This is a genomic window from Lelliottia amnigena, from assembly GCF_019047465.1.
GTDB classification, from domain to species: Bacteria; Pseudomonadota; Gammaproteobacteria; order Enterobacterales; family Enterobacteriaceae; genus Enterobacter; species Enterobacter amnigenus.
Genome location: NZ_CP077236.1, coordinates 4,175,164 through 4,190,685 on the forward strand (window position 1 = coordinate 4,175,164; position 15,522 = coordinate 4,190,685).

At 51.6% G+C, this 15,522-nt stretch carries 11 protein-coding genes and 2 pseudogenes; 3 read left to right on the forward strand and 10 right to left on the reverse strand.

Features of this window, described 5'->3' with window-relative positions:
* Window positions 1-37: 37 nt before the first annotated feature.
* A complete protein-coding gene (locus tag I6L74_RS19725) occupies window positions 38-1,654 on the reverse strand; it encodes a peptide ABC transporter substrate-binding protein (protein ID WP_059179081.1) in 1,617 nt (538 codons plus the stop codon).
* A 184-nt stretch (window positions 1,655-1,838) separates the two neighbouring features.
* On the opposite strand from I6L74_RS19725, the gene mpaA reads away from it, so the two are divergent.
* Window positions 1,839-2,552 carry a murein tripeptide amidase MpaA gene (mpaA, locus tag I6L74_RS19730; RefSeq protein ID WP_059179082.1) on the forward strand — a complete coding sequence of 238 codons (714 nt, stop codon included), beginning with the start codon at window positions 1,839-1,841 and terminating at the stop codon, window positions 2,550-2,552.
* On the opposite strand, the gene ycjG is transcribed toward mpaA, so the two are convergent.
* Entirely contained in the window at window positions 2,543-3,508 is a 966-nt protein-coding gene (ycjG, locus tag I6L74_RS19735; RefSeq protein WP_059179083.1) for an L-Ala-D/L-Glu epimerase, read from the reverse strand. The genes mpaA and ycjG overlap by 10 nt on opposite strands.
* 95 nt (window positions 3,509-3,603) lie before the next feature.
* Between ycjG and tpx the strand changes: the two genes are divergently transcribed.
* A complete protein-coding gene (gene tpx, locus I6L74_RS19740) occupies window positions 3,604-4,110 on the forward strand; it encodes a thiol peroxidase (RefSeq protein ID WP_059179084.1) in 507 nt (168 codons plus the stop codon).
* A gap of 36 nt (window positions 4,111-4,146) precedes the next feature.
* Here the strand turns inward: tpx and tyrR are convergent, their stop codons facing one another.
* The 3 genes from tyrR to I6L74_RS19755 form a co-directional block, all read right to left on the reverse strand.
* Complete coding sequence (gene tyrR / locus I6L74_RS19745; protein ID WP_059179085.1) at window positions 4,147-5,691, reverse strand: transcriptional regulator TyrR; 1,545 nt, start codon at window positions 5,689-5,691, stop codon at window positions 4,147-4,149.
* A gap of 106 nt (window positions 5,692-5,797) precedes the next feature.
* Window positions 5,798-6,847 (reverse strand): YcjF family protein, encoded by a 1,050-nt coding sequence (locus I6L74_RS19750; RefSeq protein WP_059179086.1) that lies wholly within the window; start codon window positions 6,845-6,847, stop codon window positions 5,798-5,800.
* A complete protein-coding gene (locus I6L74_RS19755) occupies window positions 6,844-8,241 on the reverse strand; it encodes a YcjX family GTP-binding protein (RefSeq protein WP_059179087.1) in 1,398 nt (465 codons plus the stop codon). Before I6L74_RS19755 ends, I6L74_RS19750 begins: the two co-directional genes overlap by 4 nt.
* A gap of 153 nt (window positions 8,242-8,394) precedes the next feature.
* Here I6L74_RS19755 and I6L74_RS19760 point away from each other — a divergent pair, with 153 nt between their 5' ends.
* Window positions 8,395-9,405 carry a LacI family DNA-binding transcriptional regulator gene (locus I6L74_RS19760; RefSeq protein ID WP_059179088.1) on the forward strand — a complete coding sequence of 337 codons (1,011 nt, stop codon included), beginning with the start codon at window positions 8,395-8,397 and terminating at the stop codon, window positions 9,403-9,405.
* 33 nt (window positions 9,406-9,438) lie between these two features.
* Here I6L74_RS19760 and I6L74_RS19765 read toward each other — a convergent pair whose 3' ends face one another.
* From I6L74_RS19765 to ycjS, 5 genes and pseudogenes are all read right to left on the reverse strand, one after another.
* Window positions 9,439-10,353, reverse strand: a complete 915-nt coding sequence (locus I6L74_RS19765) for an OmpG family monomeric porin (RefSeq protein WP_059179089.1) — start codon at window positions 10,351-10,353, stop codon at window positions 9,439-9,441.
* A gap of 66 nt (window positions 10,354-10,419) precedes the next feature.
* Window positions 10,420-11,503 (reverse strand): annotated as a pseudogene (locus I6L74_RS19770) (ABC transporter ATP-binding protein).
* A 9-nt stretch (window positions 11,504-11,512) separates the two neighbouring features.
* Entirely contained in the window at window positions 11,513-12,193 is a 681-nt protein-coding gene (gene pgmB / locus I6L74_RS19775) for a beta-phosphoglucomutase (protein ID WP_059179090.1), read from the reverse strand.
* Window positions 12,190-14,462 (reverse strand): annotated as a pseudogene (locus tag I6L74_RS19780) (glycoside hydrolase family 65 protein). Before I6L74_RS19780 ends, pgmB begins: the two are co-directional and overlap by 4 nt.
* Window positions 14,456-15,514, reverse strand: a complete 1,059-nt coding sequence (gene ycjS, locus I6L74_RS19785) for a D-glucoside 3-dehydrogenase (RefSeq protein ID WP_436970126.1) — start codon at window positions 15,512-15,514, stop codon at window positions 14,456-14,458. Before ycjS ends, I6L74_RS19780 begins: the two are co-directional and overlap by 7 nt.
* Window positions 15,515-15,522 lie beyond the last annotated feature (8 nt).

Below are 15,522 nucleotides of genomic sequence, written 5' to 3' on the forward strand. Positions count from 1 at the left end.
TCTCTGACGGGCTTTTTTATTTTTTCCGGCTGATAAATTAGTGTTTGTCGATATACATCGTCCGGCTATAAGCCACATCTTCCGCATTATTTATCGGATAACCTTTCACCCACGGCTTAATCAAACGCCCATTGGTATATTGATAAATGGGTGCAATAGGCGCTTTTTCAGCAAGGATTTTCTCTGCTGAATTGTAATCCGCATTCCGTGCTTTTACCGTCGTTTCCAGCGTCGCCTGATTGATGATTTTATCGTAAGCCGGATCGTTAAAGCGTGAGATGTTACCTGTGTGCGTTGAAGTGAGCAGCGACAGGAACGTTGAAGGCTCATTGTAATCGCCGACCCAGGAGGCGCGAATCACGTCGAAATTACCGGTATTGCGGCTGTCGATATACGTTTTCCACTCCTGGTTTTGCAACTTCACGTCTACGCCCAGATTTTTCTTCCACATCGAGGCCACCGCAATCGCGATTTTTTGATGGTTTTCAGACGTGTTGTACAGCAGAGTAAGTTTAAGCGGGCGCTGAGGACCATAGCCTGCGGCCTGAAGCAGCATTTTTGCCTGCGCGTTTAGCTCTGCTTGCGACATCTGCTCAAACGGTGACGGTTCAGCCGTAAAACCTGCCGTCACATCAGGGGTAAAATGCCAGGCCGGTTTCTCACCGGTTCCCAGGACTTTCTCTGCCATGATCCGCCGGTCAATCGTCATACTCAACGCCAGACGCACGCGCGAGTCCGCAGTCGGTCCTTTTTGGGTATTAAACGCATAATAATATGTGCCAAGCTGTGGCGGTGTATAAACCTGCCCCGGAATGTCTTTCAGCAGCTTCTGGTAAAGATTTTTGGGGAACGATTCGGTGATATCAATATCCCCTGCCAGATAACGTTTCGTGGCTGATGATTCCTGATTGAGCGGCACAAACGTCACTTTTTGCAGCACCGTCTTGCCGTTGTCCCAGTAATGGGTATTGGGCTCAACAACCAGTTTTTCGTTCACCACGCGGTCTTTTAAAACATATGCCCCGTTACCGACCAGCGCACCAGGTCGAGTCCAGTCTTTATTGCCCTCGACGTTGGCTTTCTGAACCGGATAAAAAGCAAAACTCGCCGTCAGATTGGCAAACCACGGCAACGGTTTATCCAGCTGTACGCGTAGCGTTTTGGCATCAACAGCCGCCACGCCCAGTGAATTCGGCAGTGCTTTACCATCGATAATGTTCTGCGCATTCGTGATCCCCGCCAGCGCCGCAAACCATGCGAACGGCGAGGTCGTTTTAGGATCGACGAGACGCTGCCAGCTATAAACAAAATCTTCTGCCGTCACCGGAGTGCCATCAGACCACTTAGCGTTATCGCGCAAAGTAAACGTCCAGGTGCGGTTGTCATTACTTTGCCATTTTGACGCCACCCCAGGAATCAACGCGCCCTTTTCATTCTGATTCACCAGGCCTTCAAACAGATCCCGGATAACCTGAATTTCGGGCAAACCTACGGCCTTCGCCGGGTCGAGCGATGCTGGCTCATCTTTGATATGACGCACCAGCTCCTGTTTTTGTGCCAGCACGGTTCCCGAAGGAACATCAGCCGCATAAGAATAAGATGAGAGTCCGCACAACCAAAGTGCGGTACAGAGCAGCGAGACAGGATGCTTCATAAGATCCCCTTTAAAATGATCGGTGACGAGCAGATGCGTAATTATTTGTTTCAAAACAGAGAAATGCAAACTTCTTACCGCGTAAAGGTGATATCTGGCTAAATTCTCCTCATGCTGAAACTATTTGATTAACCGTGAGTTTTACACAACACTGGCAGTTATAAGCCCTTTATCAGGATTTCCTATGTCACCCAACCGCCCCAGAACGGAACGTGGCGTATTTCCACGTGGGACCGAACACTATGGCCGCTCGTTTTTGGGCGCGCCACTGATTTGGTTCCCCGCCCCACAGGCCGATCGTCACAGTGGATTAATTATTGCGGGTACGCACGGGGATGAAAATTCATCGATCGTGACGCTCTCCTGCGCGCTACGAACGCTGGCCCCTGAGCGACGTCGTCACCATGTGGTGCTGACGGTCAACCCAGATGGCTGCCAGTTGGGATTGCGCGCCAACGCGCGCGGTGTCGATCTCAATCGTAATTTCCCTGCGGCCAACTGGCGAGCAGGCGAAACGGTATACCGCTGGAACAGTGCCGCAGAAGAACGAGACGTGGTGCTGTTGACCGGCGATAAGCCCGGCTCAGAACCGGAAACTCAAGCGTTGTGTCAGCTCATTCATCACCTTCATCCCGCATGGGTCGTTTCGTTTCACGACCCGTTGGCTTGCATCGAAGATCCGCGTCACACGGCGTTAGGCGAGTGGCTGGCGGACGCATTTTCGCTACCGCTGGTAACGAGCGTGGGATACGAAACGCCCGGCTCATTTGGCAGCTGGTGCGCGGATCTCGGGCTCCATTGCATCACAGCGGAATTCCCGCCCGTCTCCTCTGACGACGCGAGCGAGAAATACCTGGAGGCTATGACGAGCCTACTGCGCTGGCAATCTCAGAGATGAAGCGTACCGGTGGTGAAATTCAACGCCGGTGAAACATCCACCGCGAGCCAGGTGGGTCCATCAAGATCGGCAAAGCTGACCTGCTCCGCCAGCGGAAGCGCAGCCGTAATGGCGCGTGAGGTGCAAAGCATACAGCCCAGCATGAGTGCAAAGCCCTCTGCACGCGCCTGTTTTGCCAGCGCCAACGCTTCGGTTAAGCCGCCCGTCTTATCAAGCTTGATGTTAACCATTTCATAACGCCCCTTCAGGCTCGTCAGATTTTCACGAGTATGGCAGCTTTCATCCGCGCAAATGGGCAGCGGATGAATGAAATTCGCCAGCGTCGCATCATCCTGCGCCGGTAATGGCTGCTCAAGCATCGCCACCCCCAGATCCGCGAGCAACTGGCAGCGAGCAGCCAATCCTTCACTTTTCCAGGATTCATTGGCATCAACAATCAGCGTCGCATCGGGGACCGCACCACGAATCGCCACCATACGTTCGCTGATTAAATGATCGTCTATTTTCACCTTCAGCAAACGCGCGCCAGCCTCATACAGTGCTTTTGCGCTGGCGGCCATCTGTTCGGGCTCACCGATAACGACGGTTTGGGCCGTGACAATGGTTTGCGGTAACACCACACCTACCGCGCCGGAAATAGTCTGGTGATTTTTCTGCGCCTCAAGCGACCACAGTGCGCAATCCACGGCGTTACGCGCTGCACCTGCGGGCAAAAGACGTTGCAAAGCCTCACGCGTCAGGCCTCTTTCGAGGTCGGGCAGGATTGTCATGACCTGTGCCATAACCGATGCGAGACTCTCGCCATAGCGCGGATAGGGTGTGCATTCCCCGATGCCCTTTATGTCATCTTCTTCAATTTCAACAACCACGACGCTCGCTTCACTGCGACTGCCACGAGAGATCACAAACGGGGTATGCAATGGCCATGCTTCTTCATAGACCTTGACGTTTCTCATCACTCGCTCCTGTAAGGCAAATTTGGTTTGCCGTGTTATCTGCTGATGTCATACACTACCTACGACGTTAACTATTTGTAAACAGGAAGATATCTATGACACAACTCGTTCATTTTCAGGGCAACCCAGTTTCTGTTGCAGGCTCTATTCCCCAGGCTGGCAGCAAAGCGCAGGCTTTTACCCTCGTAGCGAAAGACCTGTCTGATGTAACGTTGGGCCAGTTTGCTGGCAAACGCAAAGTTCTGAATATTTTCCCAAGCATTGATACCGGCGTTTGTGCAGCCTCCGTGCGCAAATTTAACCAGCTGGCGACTGAAATGGACAACACCGTAGTGCTGTGCATTTCCGCTGACCTGCCGTTCGCCCAGTCCCGCTTCTGCGGTGCAGAAGGTCTGAGCAACGTCATCACCCTTTCCACCCTGCGTAGCCCGGATTTCCTCGAAAACTACGGCGTAGGGATCGCAGAAGGCGCTCTGAAAGGCCTGACTGCGCGTGCCGTACTGGTCATCGATGAAAACGACACCGTTGTTTTCAGTGAACTGGTCAACGAAATCACCAACGAACCGGATTACACCGCTGCGCTGGACGTGTTAAAAGCGTGAGTGAAAAAAAAGCCTCCATCTGGAGGCTTTCTACTTTTATGACTCTTCTGTTTTCTTCTGATTCAAACCGTATTCGCGCAGCTTATTGGCGATCGCCGTATGCGAAACACCTAACCGTTTCGCCAGTTTACGCGTGCTGGGATAGTTGCGATAAAGCTGGGTCAGGACAGAGCGCTCAAAACGGCTGGTGATATCGTCCAGCGATCCTTCCATCGCTTCTTCGCCAACCGCCAGGGTTCCGGCATCATAATCTGGCAGCAGGACGTCCTGAGGACGTAATTCATATCCTTCAAGCTGGGTCAGTGCGCGATATACCGCATTCTTCAGCTGCCTGATATTCCCCGGCCAGTTATAGCGCGTCAGCATCGTACCCAGATCGGCAGAGAGCTTCGGACGCGGTACGCCCTGTTCGTCTGCGAAACGCGCCACAAACAGTTCGGTGAGCGGCATAACGTCTTGTGGACAATCGCGTAGCGGCGGAATGTTCAGCGTCAGCACGTTCAGGCGATAATAGAGATCTTCGCGGAACACCCCTTTCTGAACCAGTTCAACAAGATTTTTCTGCGTGGCGCAAATCACACGGACATCAACGTGTACCTCATGATCTTCCCCCACCCGGCGGAACGTGCCGTCATTGAGGAAGCGCAGCAGTTTGGCCTGCATACGCGGTGACATTTCGCCAATTTCATCCAGGAGAACGGAACCGCCGTTGGCCTGCTCGAAGAAACCTTTTTTGCCCTCTGGGGCATGTCCAAACAGTTCACTTTCAACAGCGTCTTCGGGAATGGATGCGCAGTTTAGCGCCAGATAGGGTTTCGCCGCTCGCGGGCTGGCCGTGTGAACCGCATGGGCCAGCAGATCCTTGCCGGTGCCTGTCTCGCCAGTAATGAGCAGCGGTGCGGTGAGATTCGCCAGTTTACGCGCCTGATCGACCACGTGTCGCATCTTCGGACTGACCGCAATCATCTGGCTAAATGCACCCACATCCTGATTGGAAAGATTCTGCAACTGTCGGCCCATACGAATGGTGGAACGCAACATGATCACCGCCCCCGTGAGTACCGCCGCGTCGTTCTCGCCCTGCAAATGAACCGGCGTGATTTCCATCAGGAAATTTTGGCCGTTAATGACAACATGTTCGCTAAGCGTGCTCTGCGGATTGCTGTCGAGCCACCGCTGAAAATTGAATCCCGCGATCAGCTGTGCAGCAAGATGGTTGCTGAGTTTTTCCTGGCTTTGGCCAAACAGCTGGCAACTCGCGAGGTTGGTTCGCTCTACTTTGCCTTTCAAATCCAATGATAAAAAGGGCTCTGGCATCGCTTCGAGCAGCGCGCTGAGCGCCAAATGTTCACGCTCTGATGGCATCCACGGAACGGTACGCACATCCGTAACGCCAGCGATACGGCGGATTTCCGCCATCAGGCTGCTAAAGGTATTGAATTCGATTTCGGCAAAATTGAGATAAATTCGTCCAATGGGATCGATGTCGATGCCGCGTAAATCAATGTCACGCAAAACAAGGAGATCGAGTAACTCGCGGGTCAGACCGATACGGTCCTGACAGAACACTTCCAGACGCATGGGAAATTCACTCTCTAAGCCAGTAGCTTTAAATAATAAGTCAGATATCGTCTGGCTGGAAGCTCGCTGTCAACAAATATTGACAGCGAGGTGCTTTTTTAGGCGTTTACAGCGGCTTTTTGCTCAATGCCTCTTTCAGCTGACCGATCAATTCACGGCGGAAATCCCCAAGCCGCGGTTTATCATCATCTAGCCAGGGTAAGGGACGGCACAACTCCATCGCTTTGATGCCTAATCGCGCCGTCAGCAGCCCTGCGCCAATCCCCTGCGCCGCTCGGGTGGATAACCTTGCGGCCAGATCCTGGGACATCCAGTCCATCCCGACTTCGCGTACCAGTTCACTGGCGCCGGCAAAAGCCATATTCAACAGCACCAGACGGAACAGGCGCAAGCGGCTGTAATATCCGAGCTCAATGCCATAGAGGGTGGCAATACGGTTAATCAGTCGCAGATTTCGCCACGCGATAAAAGCCATATCCACCAGCGCCAGAGGGCTGACGGCGATCATCAGCGTGGACTCCGCCGCAGACCGGCTTATCTCCCGACGCGCCTGAGAATCAAGCACTGGCTGGACAATAGAGGCGTAGAGCGAGACGATTTCGCGATCGCTCTGCGTTTCATGGATCGCGGCATACCAACGCTGAAGCGCGGGGTGCGACTGATCAATGCCCGCCTGGCTCGCCAATTTTTCGCAAAAGGCGCGCCCTTTTCCGGTGGCATGGCTGTGTAATAAATCACGCGCCTCATCACGCTCATGCGCTCGCTGGCGTAAACGCCACAGGCGACGCCATTCTGTCGCGACAGAACCGACACCCGCACCGATAATGAGCGCCCCGGCAGCACAACCGCCCAACGCCACCCAGTCCTGCGTTTGCCACGCATTCATGGTCCACTGAACGCCCTGGCCGACAACGCTGATACCGAATAACGTCAGCCCTGCCGTGACCATCTTCCGCCATAAGCTGCGTTTCGGGCGCAGCGCTGCTTCCACGACAGCCTCGGCTGGCCCTTCATCAGACAGCAACTCTTCCGTCACGGCGGGCGCAAAATTATCGGCTTCCGGCCCGCTAAACGCCTGAGCCGCTTTAAAGGCTTCGGCACGCTCCTGCTCCAGCGTGCCGGGAAAATCAATACGTGGCTTTAAGGGTTCCGTCATCGCAATTTATCTCCAATCAAAAACTCCAGCGCCGCATCCAGCCGAATGTGCGGCAACGGCTGGTCAACATTCATTGTTTGTGGGCGAAACGCTTCGAACTGAAATCCCTGATTTTGCCAGAAGGCCTGCCCAGGCAAACGCGCAGGGACTTCACCGGGATAAACCGTCAACGGTTCACCGTCACTCAGACGGTTGCCGCGCAGCGCCGGGATCTTTTCGCCATTGACGTCAATCAGGCCGCTTTGCGTCGCCTGAACGGAGGCCAGACCGAGACAATCCATGCTGATTCCCTCAAACGCCGCATTTTGCCAGGCGTCCTGAACCAACTGTTGCAGCAGCGAAACTATATTGGCATGTTGATCGACAGTCACATGGTCGGCCTTGGTGGCGGCGAACAGGAGCTTATCGATGACCGGAGAAAACAGTCGGCGAAACAACGTGCGTTGTCCGTAGTGGAAGCTTTGCATCAACTGCGTGAGTGCCAGGCGCATATCGTTGAAGGCATGTGGTCCGCTGTTAAGGGGTTGCAGGCAATCCACTAACACAATCTGGCGATCAAATTTCAGGAAGTGATTTTTATAAAACCCCTTCACCACTTTCTCGCAGTAATAGTTGAAACGCTCGCGAAGCATACCGACGTTGGTATTTTTATCGGCCATCGCCAGCTTCGATTCTCCCCAGGCATCGACATCTGGCCAGGGGAAAAACTGCAGCGCAGGCGCCCCTGCCATCTCACCCGGCAGCACAAAACGACCCGGTTGGATGAAATGCAAACCCTCTTTTTTGCACTGATGGAGATAGTCGGTCCAGGCTTGCGCAATCGCAGCCAGCCGATTCTCATCTGCGGGAGCCAACGGGTCCAGACCGGCGCACAATTCCTGCCATTTTAGAGACCATTCCGCACGTTGGCCTTGCAACAACCCCGTCATCTGGCGAGACCAGCTCAGGTAATCCTGTGCCAGCATTGGTAAATCCAGCAGCCATTCGCCAGGATAATCGACGATTTCAAGGTACAGCGTCGAGGTATCTTTGAAATGCCGGAGCAAAGAATCATTCGAGCGAAACCGCAGCGCCAGACGTATTTCGCTAACGCCACGCGTGGGGGTCGGCCATGAGGGCGGCGTGCCGTAAAGCTGCGCCAGCCCTTCATCATAGGTGAAACGTGGGATGCCAAAATCGCGCTGTGGAACACGTTTTACCCCGAGTAAACGTTCTTCTCGCGCAGCACTCAGCAAGGGCAGACGAGCGCCAGTATGTAGATTGAGTAACTGATTAACCAACGCCGTAATAAATGCTGTTTTACCGCTGCGACTCAGGCCCGTGACCGCCAGACGCAAATGGCGATCAACGCCTCTGTTGACCAGTGAATTCAATTCATTTTTAAATCTCTTCATCGCCATCCTGTTTTGCCCCGAAGACTGTCGATATTGACTTCAGAATACAATAAATTGGGGCAGATCGTTGATTTTCAATTCAATCTGACTGTCATTCCCCATTTTTCTGCCGTAATATAATGAAATTACCGCTACGATGGAGTTGTCAGGTGTATGTCACCCACAATTTATGATATTGCACGTGTTGCCGGTGTATCAAAATCAACCGTGTCCCGCGTTCTGAATAAACAAACGAATATCTCTCCTGAAGCACAAGAGAAAGTGCTGAAAGCGATCGATGAATTAAATTATCAACCTAACAAACTCGCCCGCGCCCTCACGACATCGGGTTTCGATGCGATCATGGTTATTTCCACCCGTTCAACCAAGACCACCGCTGGTAATCCATTCTTCTCAGATGTTCTTCACGCGATAACCGCAAAAGCAGAACAAGAAGGCTTTGACGTTATTTTACAGACATCCAAAAACAGTGAAGATGATTTACAGAAATGTGAAAGCAAAATTAAACAGAAAATGGTGAAAGGCATTATTATGTTGAGTTCACCCGCCAATGAAGCCTTTTTCCCAAGACTTGATGCGTATGGAATTCCGGTTGTCGTTATTGGCAAAGTCGAAGGTGACTTCACGAATATTTTCTCGGTCGATACGGATAATTTCCGTGACAGCATGATGTTAACCGAGCAATTTATTAAACAAGGCTATCGCGATATCGCCTGCCTACATGCTCCGCTTGAATATCTCGTCTCAATTGATCGGCTGTCGGGTTATAAAACCTGTCTCGAAAATAATAATATTGCACTTAATTGTGATTGGGTTGTTGACGGCGGTTATACGCATGAAAGTGCGCTGGACGCCGCGTGTAAATTACTTTCCGCAGCGCGCGCGCCCCGCGCTGTATTTGCCACAGACAGTATGAAATTGCTGGCGCTGTATCGCGCAGCGGATGAGTTAAATCTAATGATACCTGAACAGCTCGTTGTTGCCGGATACACCGATCCTATGCTGTCACTGATTTTGACACCCGCGCCAAGTGGTTTCGATATCCCTACACGAAAGCTTGGTGAAGAAAGCTGCGATGTGTTATTTAAACGGATCGCTGGCAAACCCGCGCCACAGCGCGTCATCGTAGAAACCCATTTCACCCAAACTGCCTCTGTAGCCTAAATCCAGGGGCATATTGCCCCTGGAATAGCACAACTAAAATGCGTAGTTCACGCCGACACCAGCATAGTGGAATCGATCGTTTTTACCTTCATCATGGTTTTGCCATTCGTACGCGTATTCCAGTGTCATAGAGAGACCGTTGGCGAAATCATACGCATACAGCATGCCCAGGCGATTGAAATCATGGCCCTCACGTTCAGGATCGTCCTGCCAGTCCCAATTTGACCAGCGATCCAACCCAAGGCGGGTATAGGGCGTCAATGTGGTTTGCCCCATCGCAATAGGCAGATAAGCACGAATTTCCTGAGTTGAGAACTCCCCATTATTGCGACCACCATCAATATTAAAGCCGCGTTCTAAATAGTAGTTTGTTTTAATAGAAAAAGTCTTATTAATTGTCCAGGTAAAACCGGTTTCAGTCTCGACACGGCTATCGGAATAACCTGTCTTTTCGAGATCGTTTGCAAATTGATACATCGCGAACCAGCCGTTAAAGCGCCAGTCATCACTCAATTTGAGATCCCAGTCTGGTTGGATTTTGTAGCGTTGCATATTTGCACTACCGTCTTTCGCACCATGCTCATCTTTAAAATGATAACCATAATTGCGGAATCCCCCCGTCAAGCCCAGCGTAAAGTCGTCACTGCCAATAACACGATAACGTAACTCGAATTCAGGGCGATCAAAATAGGTCCCTCGGGTCATGCTACTGTAATCAACGGGTCCTTCCTGATACATCGCCAGTGAAACCGTCCATGCATCGTAGGTGGCATTAAACCATACGGAAGGTTCATACAAACCATCTTTATCATCACCCTGTCCTTCGACATTTTCGATTTCATACATCGCACCAATGTTAAAATCCCATTTTTTAACTTCCTCTGATGCCTGGACGTTCGTTACTCCCGCACATAGTAAAAGCGCAGCACTTTTTAGTAGAGTACTCATTAATATATTCCTTTATAAAATAAGAACAACAAAATCTGGAAAATGCTTTCCAGTCACTGACTATTTTTATCTTATGGCAATTTCTGTATCAGCATCGAAGAAATGGCTTTTATCCATTTCGAACTGAATTGCCAGATTATCCCCAGAATGATAATCATGTATTGTTCCTGCCCGAAGCACTAACTCGTGACCGCCTACATTGACATACAGCATAAATTCAGCACCCGTCAGCTCGGCCACGCACACTTTCGCGTTTATTGCTGTTGTGCACTCTTGCGCGGTTATTATATTTTCAGGGCGAATACCCAATATGACGGCTTTACGCTGATAACCCTTCTTATTAAGTATCGCGAGTTTTTCTGCTGGTATTTCGAGGCGCAACGTTTCGGTGACAAAATAGCCGCCATCTATTGCACCACGAATAAAGTTCATGGCAGGTGAACCAATAAAACCCGCGACAAAGATGTTGGCCGGTGCGTTATACACCTCCTTTGGTACACCTACCTGCTGAATAATCCCCTCCTTCATAATCACGATACGTGTCGCCATTGTCATCGCTTCGGTCTGATCGTGGGTCACGTAAATCATGGTGGTATTCAATTTCTGATGAAGCTTGCTGATTTCTGCCCGCATCTGCACGCGTAGCTTCGCGTCGAGATTTGACAGCGGCTCATCCATCAGAAATACACCTGCCTCCCGCACGATGGCGCGACCCAGCGCCACACGCTGGCGCTGCCCCCCCAGAAAGCGCCCCCGGTTTGCGCTTCAGATAGTCACGTAAACCCAGTATTTGCGCGGCCCAGCTGACCCGCTCCTCAATCACCTTCGGCGCGATCTTTTGCATTTTGAGGCCAAACGCCATGTTGTCGTAAACCGTCATGTGCGGGTATAGCGCATAGTTCTGAAAAACCATGGCGATATCCCGCGCCTTGGCGGGAACATCATTCATCACCACATCCCCAATCGCCAGTTCACCTGCGCTAATCTCTTCGAGACCGGCAATCATGCGTAACGTGGTGGATTTACCGCAGCCTGATGGCCCGACAAAAACGATAAATTCTTTATCCGCGATTTCGAGGCAAAAATCCTTCACCACATGAACCTGGTTATCATAGATTTTGTGGATATTTTTTAGCGATAGCTGAGCCATTTGATCCCCTTATAAGCACACATGCGGGCCACGTTTCGCGTCCCAGAAATCGGACAAACGCTGCCAGGTCAATTCATCCGTTGAAGAGAGTTTTAAATCGGCATCGGTGAGATCGTCCCCAATGCCGACAGAGAGCATTCCAGCTGCATTGATCGCCTCAACGCCCGCCTGCGCGTCTTCAATACCCATAGCCTGCTCAGGGCTGAAACCTAAACCCCGACAGGCCGCGAGAAAGATCTCTGGATGGGGTTTTGAGTGTTGAATGAGTGAAGCATCCGCACAAAAATCAAAAGCATGGGTAATGCCAAGCGATGCAAGAATCGCCGGGGCATTGAGCGACACGGATGCCAGTCCAGTGCGCACGTTGGCGGTGCGGATATCGGCAAGGAGTTGTGCAATTCCAGGCAAAAGAGAATGGCTGTTTAATCCGCGCAGCGACTGCACATACCGCTCATTTTTTTCCAGCGCCAGCCGGCGGCACTCTTCCTGGCTAAAGGTATTTTCCAGTCCGCCGTGTCGCAAAATTCGCTTTAATGAATCCATACGGCTAATGCCCTTCAGCCCAGCGTTAAAGCCTTCATCAATCGTGATACCTATTTTTGCAGCCACCGCACGCCACGCGAGGAAGTGCAGATGAGCCGTATCGGTTATCACCCCATCCAAATCAAAAATGATCGCTTTGAGCATCATGCCTCCCCACTCATGGTAGCGGTCCCATGCGAAGGTAAAGAAAAATCATTAATCGAGAACGTTTGGCTATCTACAATCGTCAATGTTTTACCCCACACCGTGAGCGTGATGGGTTCGGTTGTGTTAACCAACAGGGTTTGATTTTCAACAATGATATTCAGATTGGCCGTCCGCCATTTAAGGGGAAATTGCAGCCGTTGCCATGGGTCTGGCAACCGCGGTGAAAGGTGTAGCTCTCCATCAACGATTGTTACGCCAGCGAATCCCTGAATAACGCCGGACCAGATAGCGCCTGTTGCCGCAGCATGTATTCCGTCATCAGAGCTATGCGGTTCGTCGCCCAAATCAATGGCCGCGCCCTCTCGCCAGAACTGATAAGCGCTGGCGATTTCCCCGCAACGCGCGGCCACAATGCAATGGACCGATCGACTGAGCGAGGAGTCGTGGATGGTCAGGGGCTCGTAATATGTCAGGTTTGCCAAACACTGTGGACGCGTAAACGTCTCCGGCAGCAGATAGGTGAGCATGACAACATCTGCCTGTTTAAGGATTTGCATCTCATTGACTTCCGAGCGGGAGTAGTCGAGCAAAATGGTTTGCTTGCCTGCCGTATTTTTATAGCGACTCAAATCGATTGTGGGCTTGCTCATGAACGTATCGTCCTGAGGAATGACACCGGCTTGATTTGGCGCAGGCAGCCACAATCTTTTCAGGAAGTGCTGTGCAGCCTGCGTGAATCGTTCATCTTTGCGTTCAAAATGACGCAGAAATTGCAGCGCATGTGCAACGTTGTACCATGCCAAATAATTGGTATAGGCATTGTTATTCACATGCTCGGTATATTCATCAGGCCCAATAACATCGTGAATTTCCAGACGACCGTTAATCTCAGTCGCGCGGGCAATCCAGAAGCTCGCGGTTTCGATAAGAAGCGTGAGCCCTTCGTTGCGCATGAAAACACTGTCGTGAGTGGCCTGCCAGTAAGCCACTACCGCCCAGGCAATATCCGCCGCGATGTGGTGTTCCGCCAGAGCAGAGGCCACTTTCTGCCTGACACCCGTTCTGATATTGATCGCCGCAAACTCAGGTGTCTCTTCCTGGCCGTTGCTGGCGCTTTCCCAGGGGAACAGTGCGCCGGACCAGCCATTTCGACGCGCTTTTTCACGCGCTCCGGGTAGATTGAGCCAACGGTATCGCAGTAAATGACGCGCGTGTTGTGGAGAGGTAAAGAGATAGAACGGTAACAGGAATATCTCGGTATCCCAGAAAACATGACCTTTGTACCCTTCCCCTGTGAGTCCCTTAGCCCCGATGCTGCAACGTTCATCCTGCGCTGGCATCATGGTATTCAGGTGCCATACCGCGTAATCCAGTGCGAGCTGATCCTCTGTATGCTCGGAACACACCGTGACACGACTGGCTTGCCAGATATTTTCCCAGGCACAGGTCGTCATTTCCAATAATGCGTCATATCCTTTCGCCGCATAAACAGTCAGATCGCGCAGATTGTTTCGCGCAAATGACGCTTGCGAGAGCGTTTTATCGCTGCGGTGCGTGACCATACTATTTTCTCAAATGTAACCTTTTGCCCCTCTTCTGCCTCAAACGAGTGATGGCAATTTAACCGCCTGTTTTTCGCTGTGAACCAGCTTTCACTTTGGTTATCCAACTGACAGCTTGCCGATATGACCACTTCCGATGCGCGATCCTGGGTTTCATACACGCCCTGAATATATTGCTGATCGAACACCCGAACCGAGACCTCATCAAGATGCTGTCTGCCACTGTTCGTTTGCGTCGCGTCAATTCCTGTCGTAAGACTCATCTGCGCAGAACCATCAAGCGGTGTGACGGAAAATTGCAAAGTAACGAGTGACAGCTGATCCATTGAGACAAAGCGGCGACTGCTAATCCGATATCGTTTTCCTTTCGATGAGCGCCAGATCACGCAGCGACGGAGTTCACCATTGGCAAATGCCAGCTCCCGCTCCCATCGCAAAATCGTTCCGCTGACCAGCGAAAAATTCTCGCCGTCGAGATAGAGTTCAACACCTAAAATATCGGGCAAATTCACCAGTTCATTGGTCTCATTACGCCCCGCACGATGGTATAAACCCGCCAGATACATACCGCGCGTTTGCTGCGTGTAATGCTCTTCATGGGTGGCGCGAACACCGAGATACCCATTGCTGCAGCACATAATTGAGGCGTATTTGTTGAGCCTTTCTGGATCAAATGATGATTCAGTAAGAACGGAAAGATTTAGCATAATGCGACCCGCTCCCCATTTTCCGATGATTCATACAATGCAGCGACAAGTTGTTGAATAACCAGTCCCTGCTCCGCATCGGCAATCATGACGGGCTCCCCCTGAACATGACGGACAAACGCATCCATGCTACGAATATGCCGCCGATCGTCAGCTTCATCACGCTGGAGAAGCGTGCACAACTCTCCGCCAACATCGTTATAGATATGTGCCGGGAAAAGCGTTGCACCTGCTTTCTCACCACAAAAAGAGACATTCATGATCGATTGCTCGCGAATATTGAGTGCAAACGAGGTCTCGAGGCGCAGAATCCCGCCGTTGCAGAACTCAATCGTGCCGAAAAGTGCATCCTCTACGGTATAGGTTTTGGGATCCCATTCCCCAAACTGACCGCTGCTCTTAGTTGTTCCCAAACGTTGAAAGCTGTGTGCCATGACGCATTTCACCTTCGGAAATCCAAGGACATACATCGCGGCATCCAACATGTGAATACCGATATCAATCAAGGGCCCACCACCCTGTAAGACTTTATTCGTGAAAACACCCCAGCCGGGAACACCGCAGCGTCTCAATGCCAGAGCATTGGTGACGTAAATCTCACCAAATGTGCCACTCTGTACTGCGTCACGCAGTAATTGCGTATCCTGTGCGAAACGATGATGAAAATCATACGCCAGCACTTTTCCCGCTTTTCGCGCTGCCATGCGCATCTCGTCAGCGTGTTGTGGACTCATGGCGGGTGGTTTTTCACACATCACATGGCAACCCGCCGCCAGGGCTGCCATGACCTGTTCAAAATGAAAGCGATTCGGTGAGCAAACGCTGACGATGTCTGGTTTCGCCTCACGTAACAGGGTATGCAGATCTTCATATGCCTTTTTTATTCCGTGCCGATTCGCAAACACCTTCGCGTGATCCAGGTGGCTGTCCATGACAGCCACCATTTGCAGATCGTTTCGCGTGGCGTAATACGAGGCATGCACTTTATCGGCAACTTGCCCGGCGCCGATAATGGCGACACGCAGAGGCGAAGGTGTTAAAGCACTCATCACGCTCGCCA